The sequence below is a fragment of the Paenibacillus sp. OT2-17 genome (assembly GCF_009827695.1).
GTDB lineage: Bacteria > Bacillota > Bacilli > Paenibacillales > Paenibacillaceae > Paenibacillus > Paenibacillus polymyxa_B.
Map to the genome: position 1 here is coordinate 1 of NZ_WUDQ01000132.1, position 8,482 is coordinate 8,482.

8 protein-coding genes are annotated in these 8,482 nt (G+C 44.3%); 1 reads left to right on the top strand and 7 read right to left on the bottom strand.

The genetic code is table 11. From position 1 onward, the window contains the following. Nucleotides 1–1,076: M23 family metallopeptidase (locus GRP75_RS14830; protein ID WP_160789677.1), on the top strand; the 1,076-nt coding region annotated here is incomplete at its 5' end. A gap of 46 nt (nt 1,077–1,122) precedes the next feature. Here the strand turns inward: GRP75_RS14830 and yunB are convergent. From yunB to GRP75_RS14865, 7 genes are all read right to left on the bottom strand, one after another. Continuing rightward, nucleotides 1,123–1,932, bottom strand: coding sequence for a sporulation protein YunB (gene yunB / locus GRP75_RS14835; protein ID WP_160789678.1), 810 nt, complete (start codon nt 1,930–1,932; stop codon nt 1,123–1,125). A gap of 126 nt (nt 1,933–2,058) precedes the next feature. Further along, nucleotides 2,059–2,991, bottom strand: a complete 933-nt coding sequence (locus GRP75_RS14840; RefSeq protein ID WP_160789679.1) for an aldo/keto reductase — start codon at nt 2,989–2,991, stop codon at nt 2,059–2,061. A gap of 83 nt (nt 2,992–3,074) precedes the next feature. Continuing rightward, the gene (locus tag GRP75_RS14845; RefSeq protein ID WP_160789680.1) at nt 3,075–3,911 is read right to left on the bottom strand and encodes a carbohydrate ABC transporter permease; all 837 of its coding nucleotides are present in this window, start codon (nt 3,909–3,911) and stop codon (nt 3,075–3,077) included. A gap of 2 nt (nt 3,912–3,913) precedes the next feature. Beyond that, the gene (locus GRP75_RS14850; protein WP_160789681.1) at nt 3,914–4,816 is read right to left on the bottom strand and encodes a carbohydrate ABC transporter permease; all 903 of its coding nucleotides are present in this window, start codon (nt 4,814–4,816) and stop codon (nt 3,914–3,916) included. 32 nt (nt 4,817–4,848) lie between these two features. Further along, the gene (locus tag GRP75_RS14855) at nt 4,849–6,213 is read right to left on the bottom strand and encodes an ABC transporter substrate-binding protein (protein WP_023990217.1); all 1,365 of its coding nucleotides are present in this window, start codon (nt 6,211–6,213) and stop codon (nt 4,849–4,851) included. A gap of 99 nt (nt 6,214–6,312) precedes the next feature. Next, nucleotides 6,313–8,169 (bottom strand): sensor histidine kinase, encoded by a 1,857-nt coding sequence (locus GRP75_RS14860; protein WP_160789682.1) that lies wholly within the window; start codon nt 8,167–8,169, stop codon nt 6,313–6,315. Nucleotides 8,170–8,192: 23 nt separating this feature from the next. Beyond that, on the bottom strand, nt 8,193–8,482 hold a 290-nt coding region (locus tag GRP75_RS14865), incomplete at its 5' end, for a helix-turn-helix transcriptional regulator (RefSeq protein ID WP_160789683.1).

The following is an 8,482-nucleotide window of genomic DNA, read 5'->3' on the forward strand; positions in this document are numbered from 1 at the left end:
TTCGTTTGTTATCGCTGCTGTTATGCGCTACTACACTGACAACGGCCTGTCCGCTTCCTGCCCATGCCTTTGCCAATCACTTACAGTCCTCGTCCGCCAGAAGCAGCCTGACCGCAAATGTAGATGCTTCACATGCTCAGTCTTCGTCGTATACGTCCAGGCTGGCTCTATATCATTCCATCGAAGCCCTGACTGGAGTTCCTTGGTACAGGCTGGCCGCCATCGACCAGTATGAACGCACACTTACAGTGGCCCATCCCAGGGATCGCAAGCATGCAGAACGGATCATAGGTATTTTCATCACGGGACCAGTCTGGTCCGGCCTGATGAACCCTGATTCGGAGGATCAAAATCCGCGTTCCATTGAACTATTTTCCGGGCTGGGACAAGACGGTTCGGGTGATGGAATCGCTGACCGTAATAATGACAAGGATCTGCTATTCAGCATCGCATCTTATCTCGGAAAGTATGGAAACAACGAGGATGAATTTGGTATTGCCGTTTGGGAATATTATCATAACAGCCGCGCAGTTCAAAGAGTTCAGCAGTTTGCCAAGCTGTATCGGACGTATGGCAAGCTGGATCTGGTCAGTCAAGCCTTCCCTCTTCCTTTAGGCAGCATTTATAGCTACCGCAGCACATGGGGAAGCCGTCGCAGCTGGGGCGGTTACCGTATACATGAAGGAACTGATCTGTTTGCTGGCTATGGAGTTCCAGTTCGCAGTACCTGCTACGGTGTAGTTGAAATGAAGGGCTGGAATCCCTTCGGCGGATGGCGAATCGGAATCCGAGATCTCAACAACCGCTATCACTACTATGCGCATCTTTCCGGCTTTGACAAAACCGTCCACAACGGAGACATCGTTACACCCGGTCAGACGGTGGGCTGGGTCGGAAGCTCGGGCTATGGAAAACCCGGTACTCAAGGCAAGTTTCCACCGCATCTGCACTATGGTATATATCGAGACAATGGTTGGGCAGATTGGTCCTTTGACCCGTATCCGTTATTAAGACAGTGGGAGCAGACCGAACGCAAAGCGCTCAAAACAGGAAAAACAAAAGGGACCTCCTCATAGGGTCCCTTTTGTTTTTCCTGAGCAACTCACGTCACTCCCCTCCGCTCTATGGCGTTGGGGACTGGCTAGAGGTGTTTTGGTCTTCCTGTACCTCTGGAACACTTACTGTGCTGGGATCTACAGCGCCGCTACTCTCTATGGAATGGGGAGGCAACGCCAACTGCGGAGCGGCTGCACCATTTTTACCCACTGGTTTCCCCTGATTGTCATAGTAGTACATCGGAACGTTGCCTACCACTAATAAATAAGAAACCGGAATTTCCGTCTCCACAATCTGAGGTTGCATCTCAAACGGTATAACCACGGACACTTCCGTCGTAATCCGAATGTACACTTCCACCAAGATCATGTTTATGCTCGCATCCTGTTGACGGGTATTTAAATCCACCTTGATTGCTCCATGCGGCTCCACCTTTAGGGGGACCGTTGGTCCATAAGCTGCCAACAGTGGACTGCCCAATGCCTGACCAATCGGAACACTCTCATCAAAATGGCTCATGCTGTCCATCGTTGCCTTGACTGCTTTGAGCGTGTCTGACGTAATTCTCATATGCTCTGCATAATTCAGAACAAAGCCGGAGGTTCTTCCTTGTGCATCCGTTCTCCATTCGATCAAATTATCAGCCGTCTTCCCCTGCTCTACCTGTGCTGTAATTGCTGAATTAATAGCCTCCGTCGCCATTTGTTTGACCCGTACTTTTGCCAGGTGCATCATAGGCGGCTTCAAATGCTGCTCCACATAAGCAGCCACCTGTATGATTCCCACCAGCAGCGCCAGTACCACAATCAAAAATACTCTACGTCTGCCGCGTCGTCTTCTGTTGGGCGCGCTGTGCCATTGCGGTCTTCTCATCATCCGTTCCCCCCGCAGCGTTGAACTTACCCTACAAGGATATGCAAGGGAGGGACGAAAAAGAAGCCGCCCGTCCGGCAGCTTCTCTAGATGGAATACATATACAATTGCAAATTTCAGGTGCACTTATTATTTGAAAATATGGTCAATCTTTTCGATATCAGCCTGACTCAATTGGACATTTAGCGTCTTCAAATTCGCCAGCACCTGCTCCGGCCCCTTCGCCCCTGGAATGAGGGCATCAATCGAATCGCGGGTCAAATACCATGAGAGTACAACATGAGCAACCTCTGCATTCAACGCATTGGCAATCTCTCGTACCTGCTCCACTTTGTCCAAATTACGAGCAAATGCATCTCCCTGAAACAGTGGATTTTTTGCTCTGATGTCTGTGAAGGTCATGTCTTTCGTATACTTACCACCCAGCAATCCTGAGGCTAGCGGGAAATAAGGCACAAACGAAATGCCATTTTCCTTGGTATAAGGCAGCAGATCCTTCTCAGCTTCCCGTTGAAACAAATTATATTGGGATTGGAGCACATCTACATAACCGTCGCTATTCGCATCCTTAAGTTGTTCAATGGAAAAGTTAGATACGCCAATAGCCTTGATTTTGCCTTCGTCCTTGAGCTTCTTCAATTCTCCAACTGCTTCTGCCTTCGGCGTAGCTTCGTCCGGGAAATGGATATAGAACAGATCGATATAATCGGTCTGTAATCTTTTCAGACTGGATTCGACGGATTCACGTAAAAAAGCAGGCGAGTTGTCAAAAACAACCTCTCCGTTCACAAATTTGTGTGCCCCCTTGGTCGCAATGACCGCTTCCTCACGTTGGCCCCGCTCCTTCAGCACCTCACCGATCAACCGCTCTGAGTGCTCAGGTCCATAAATAAAAGCCGTATCCAGAAAATTGATGCCGTTGTCCAAAGCTGTGCGAACAACTTCTTTACCCGTTTCATCATTCAAACCGGAAAAGAGATTATGTCCTCCCACCTTATTTGCACCCAAACCGATTGGTTTTACATATAGATCTGTTTTTCCAATACGCACTTGCTCTGCCAATTCACGTCATCTCCTTTTCGAAAGTTACTTCCATTTTAATATTAAATTCCAAAAAAATCAAAGTGCGTACCTGGCAGTTGTTCTCATCCTTTAATCCCCGTCAAGGCAATCCCTTCCATAAAATACTTCTGTCCTATGGCAAAAAGAATAATAGCAGGCAAGACTACAATTAAAGATGCGGCCATCAAAACGCCCCATTGAGCCGAATATATTCCCTGAAATTGCTGCAGCCCAATCGCCAACGTAAATTTGCTCTCATCATTAAGGTAAACCAGCGGCCCCATAAAATCATTCCATGTATTCAAAAACGTAAACAATCCAATGACCAAAATCGCCGACCTCGACAAAGGCAAAATAATACGGGTGAAAATCGTAAAATGATTGCCTCCATCCACAAATACAGCTTCATCCAGTTCTCGCGGTAGCGTCATGTAGAATTGTCTTAGCAAAAAAATATTAAAAACGCCTCCACCAAAAAAAGAAGGTAATACCAATGGAACGTACGAATTAACCATGCCTAATGCCTGCCAACCAATAAATGACGGAATCAGCGTGACTGCAAACGGCAGCATCATGCTGCTTAATAACAAGGCAAATACCTTATCTCTTCCCTTCCATCTCATTCGCGCAAAGCTATAGGCAGAAATGGTACTCGACAGAAGTACACCCGCCAAAGTACCCGCAACGACGATAAATGTATTCACAAAATAGCGCCCAAAGGATAACTCTTCAAACGGCTGTAAAAAATTCTCGAATACAAAAGGCTCTGGAATCCATTTCGGCGGGATCAAAAAAATCTGACTTAAATCCATCATGGAGCTTCGCACCAGCCAGTAAAAAGGAAACATACAAAACAGTGAGCCCACTATGAGAACTGCGTAGAGCAAAACCCTGCTCCAACTTAAACCGCGTTTTTTCATGTTCATACCCCCCCGCCTTCGTAATACACCCATTTTCGGGCCGTCTTGAACAGAAAGGCAGTGAATACCAAAACGACAATAAAGAGCACCCAAGCAATAGCACAGGCATAACCCATATTCGAAAAAGTAAATGCCTCGCGGAACAAATAAAAGGTATAAAACAAGCTGGAGTTATTGGGTCCACCCTGAGTCATGACGTAAGGTTGAACAAACACTTGAAACCCACCGATGAAGCCCATAATCGTATTAAAAAAAATAGTGGGCGATGTCAATGGAATTGTAATATACATAAGCTTATGAAGAGCGTTTCCACCGTCAATTTCAATGGCTTCATAATAATGTCTAGGTATATCTTGCAAGCCTGCCAGAAAAATAATCATGGTTCCTCCAACGGTCCACAAACTCATTAAAACCAGAGTAGGAACTACCGACCCTTCGCTATATATCCACTGACTTTCAGGCAAATGCAGCGCACGCAATACCACATTTAGCAAACCAAGATCCGGATCAAACAGCCACATCCAGATCATAGACGATGCTATGAGTGGCACAATGGTAGGGAGATAGAAAACAGTTCTGAAAAAAGCCAGACCTTTTACCTTTTGATTAAGCAATATCGCCAAAAAGAAAGCTACAATAATTTGCAAGGGCACACTCAGGAACACATAATAAAACGTAACCCCGAGTGATTTATAAAAAAATTGATCCGTACCGTCAAATAAGTGAACGTAATTATCCAGACCGATAAAATGGGCCTGTGAAGCAACCTTGTAATCGGTAAGACTGAACCAGAGACTAGCGATCATCGGTCCCAGAACAAAAATGACAAAGCCGAGAATAGCAGGGGCGGCAAAAAGCCACCCCAACCAATTTTCCTTCTTACGAATAGAAGATAATGATTGCATTCTATCCCTCTCTTTCTGTCAAAACACTCACCCTATTCTTTTGGATACGTCCCTTTAAATTCCGCGTTGGCCTTTGCGGAAACCTCCTTGAATGCTTGCTCCACCGTTTTCTTGCCCAGCCATACCTGATCCAGCGCCGGGTTAATGATAGCATTGATTTTTTCCGAGTTTTTCAGATAATAGTCGTAAGAATTGACACCGTTATGCAGCGTTTGGTTCATGACAGCATCACGGTAACCATCGGCATGACCTGGTTTGACATCGGCCCATTTGCTAATCAAGTCTGGTTCGGTGTACCACTTTTTCATGACAGGCATCCACAATCCGCTGGAATGCATGTCAAGTCCGCTTTCAGCATCCAGCAAGAATTTATAAAACATCCATGCTTCTTTAGGATGTTTGGTTTTGGCAGAAATCACTTCCGGTTCGCCAAACAGGATCGTTTTGCTGCTCTTCAGCTTGGGTAACACGCCTACACCAAAATTCACCTTCGATTCTCCAAGATCCAATTGAACCCACTGTCCATCCAAATCCATCGCTACACGCTTACTTTGTAGTGCTACGGCCGGGGAAGGTATATTTTTGGACTGCGTTGGCGACGGTGCCACATGATAAACGTTGATCAGATCAGCCATTTTCTGAACAGCTTCAATCACATCAGGGCTCTCAAGATTAAGCGAGTCCCCTTTGTCTGAAATGACACTTGCGTTATTGGAAGGCACAAGCAAATGCCACATCCATGTATCAAACCGAACTCCATACTGTTTAATGTTACTTGCATCGAAATTGGGACTGAGCGCATTATTTCCCGCTTTATCAATGGTGAGCTTTTGTGCAGTCTCTAAAAACTGCTCCCATGTCCAAGCCTCCTCAGCCTTTACTGGCGGCAAAGCAACACCAGCCTCATCAAACAAATCTTTATTGTAATAAAGCGCGAAAGCTTCCTCAGTTACCTTGATCCCAGCCACTTTGTCCTTATCCCAATAGATGACTGAATTAGGAATAAGACTTTCCTTCGTTAGCTCCTTATCCTCCTTCAAAAATTCATTTAAATTATATAGTTTGCCTTGTTCAGCCCATTGCAGAGCCTGTGCTTTATAAATGGGAAATACATCGGGTGCCTGATTGGCGGCAAACATCGTCGTTAATTTGGTTACGTAATCCCCGGGGATATGCATATAGTTAATTTTGATCCACGGATATTTCTCTGTAAATTTTTTAGCGATTTCCTGCTGAACCTTCTTTTCATTGGTGCTCCCCCAACTGGCATAGGTCAGTGTCACTTGCTCGTGACCCTGCAAATCAACTGGTTTGCTGCTGCTCTCATTTGAACTACAGGCTGACATAAGCCCAACGATCAAGCACATGCAGACAATCCATAATTTTCGTTTTAACATGAGTAACGCCCCCAAACCGTTTATTTTTTTATCTTTTCGTTTGTTGCTTCGTCACTAAACTCATTTTAGCAAACGCTTACATTTTTAAAAGTCGTACTCTCATTGGATTGGTGTCATTTGATTAGATCTATGAATTTCTCCGATGCGAATCAGGACGAATGTCCCTTTACCTGCTGGCGAGTGGAGCGTAACGCCATAATCCATTCCATATAATAGCCGTACTCTTCTGTCTACATTTTTAATGCCCGTTGATCTGATTTCTCCAGCTTGAATTCGGCGTATATGATCTTCTTGAATTCCTAATCCATTATCCTCCACTTTAAAACACACCAATTGCTTCTCGATCCAGGCTGTGATCCTAATCAGACCCCCTGATTCCATTTCGGCGAAGCCGTGAATAATTGAATTCTCTACAAAAGGCTGCAAGAAAAGTTTGGGAACTTCCATCTGAAGCAAAATGGGATCAATATCATATTCCACCGTGAACTTGTCCTCAAAGCGATTCTGCATAATATAAATGTATTTTTCCAGCCAATTCAGATCGGTTTCCAAACTCCATGTATCGTTTTTATTTCGAGTAGTAATTTGCAGCATTTCCGCCAGACTAATGATCAATTGGCCCAGCTCGTGCTGTTTATGTTCTAACGCGATCCAATACATGGTCGTTAAGGTGTTATACAAAAAATGGGGATTCAGCTGTAAATTAAGTGCCATTAACTCCGACTCTTTGGCTCGTAGACGTGACTTGTAATTTTCCTCGATTAAATCTTTAATTTTTTCATTCATTTGATTAAACCGAATCACCAGGTCTCCCAATTCATCATAGCCACGTACAGGAATTCGAATATCAAAATGTCCCTTCTCCATTACTTTCATCGCCTGTTTCATATCCGTGATGGGCTTACTGATATAAACAGACAGTAAATATGCAAGAATAACAGCAACGAGCATCATAAAACCTAAAAAAAACACCGTGTAGGTGCGAATCGTTGACAGATGTCCCAATACATCTTCCATGGGAATGGCTATATAAGATACCCAGCCCGTCGTCTTCATCGCTTCGTAAACCAGTAATATGCTTTGACCTTTAACGTTTACCATTTTCATCCCTTGTTCCGAAGTAATGGCATCCTTAAGCCAATCCGCCACGGGCTCCCCCACTTGTTGCTGTCCATTCGAACTCATGACCATCCCATTTTTATCATGAATCATGCCATAGGATAGATGTGCAAATCCGCTGCGGGCTGCATAATCTTCAAAGCCCCCTTTTAACAAGTCAGGACGAAAATTCAATATAAGTATAGGTTTTTCCTTTCCCTCCGGAAGCGTATGAAAGGTTCCTGCATCATCTAATGCAGTCAAATGGAGCTGCTTTACCACAGCAAATAAAGAACTAAACTCATAGGAGCCTCGTTTTAAATCCTGCTGATGGAATGTATCGGCATACGAATAAGCGGGAATCCATTTGGTAGCCCCTTCTGCTTCCACCGCCGTTGTTGCCAACGGAGAAGAATAGAACGGCTGAACGGGAATATACATCCGATCAGTGCTTCCATATGCATAATTTTGCGTCATAATTTGGGAAGCATACACTTCCTCCATATTGCCAAAGTATCTGTACAAAATTTTTGTAATGCTGCGATCAGCTCGTAACAGCGATGAAGAATCCGTAGTATCCACGTTCATAATGGTCTGAAGAAGATCATGGTCGATCGGAATCATATCTACGGTTTTTTGAATAGCTGTCAGCTTGTTATCCAGCAGCTGGTTATTACTACGCAGAACGCTTGTAACGCTATCTGTTACATTTGTAGTAATATTCCGTGCGCTCGTTTCAAAGTAAACGAAACCTAGGATCAAAACGATAAAACCAGACAACAAAAAATAGGACAGCATCAATTTCGTACGAAAGCTACTGTCCAAAAATTTTTGATACATATATTTAACTTGGCGCATCGTATCTTCCTTTCACCTAACAATCAGTTGAATTTCCTACGAAATTCTTCCGGCGTGTGCATTACGTTTTTTTTGAACACTTTAAAAAAGTATTTGATATCTTTATAACCAACCTGTCTACTAATTTCTGCGACCTTGGCGTCTGTATGCAGCAGTAAGTGCTGAGCCTTTTGCATTCTGAGCTTCACCATATATTCCGTGAACGAGAGCCCAAAATAATTTTTGAACAGAATGCTAAAATAGGACGCATTATAGTGGAAGCGCCGGGCCACGATCTCCAGACTTAGGTCTTCATGTAGATGTGCATCTAGAA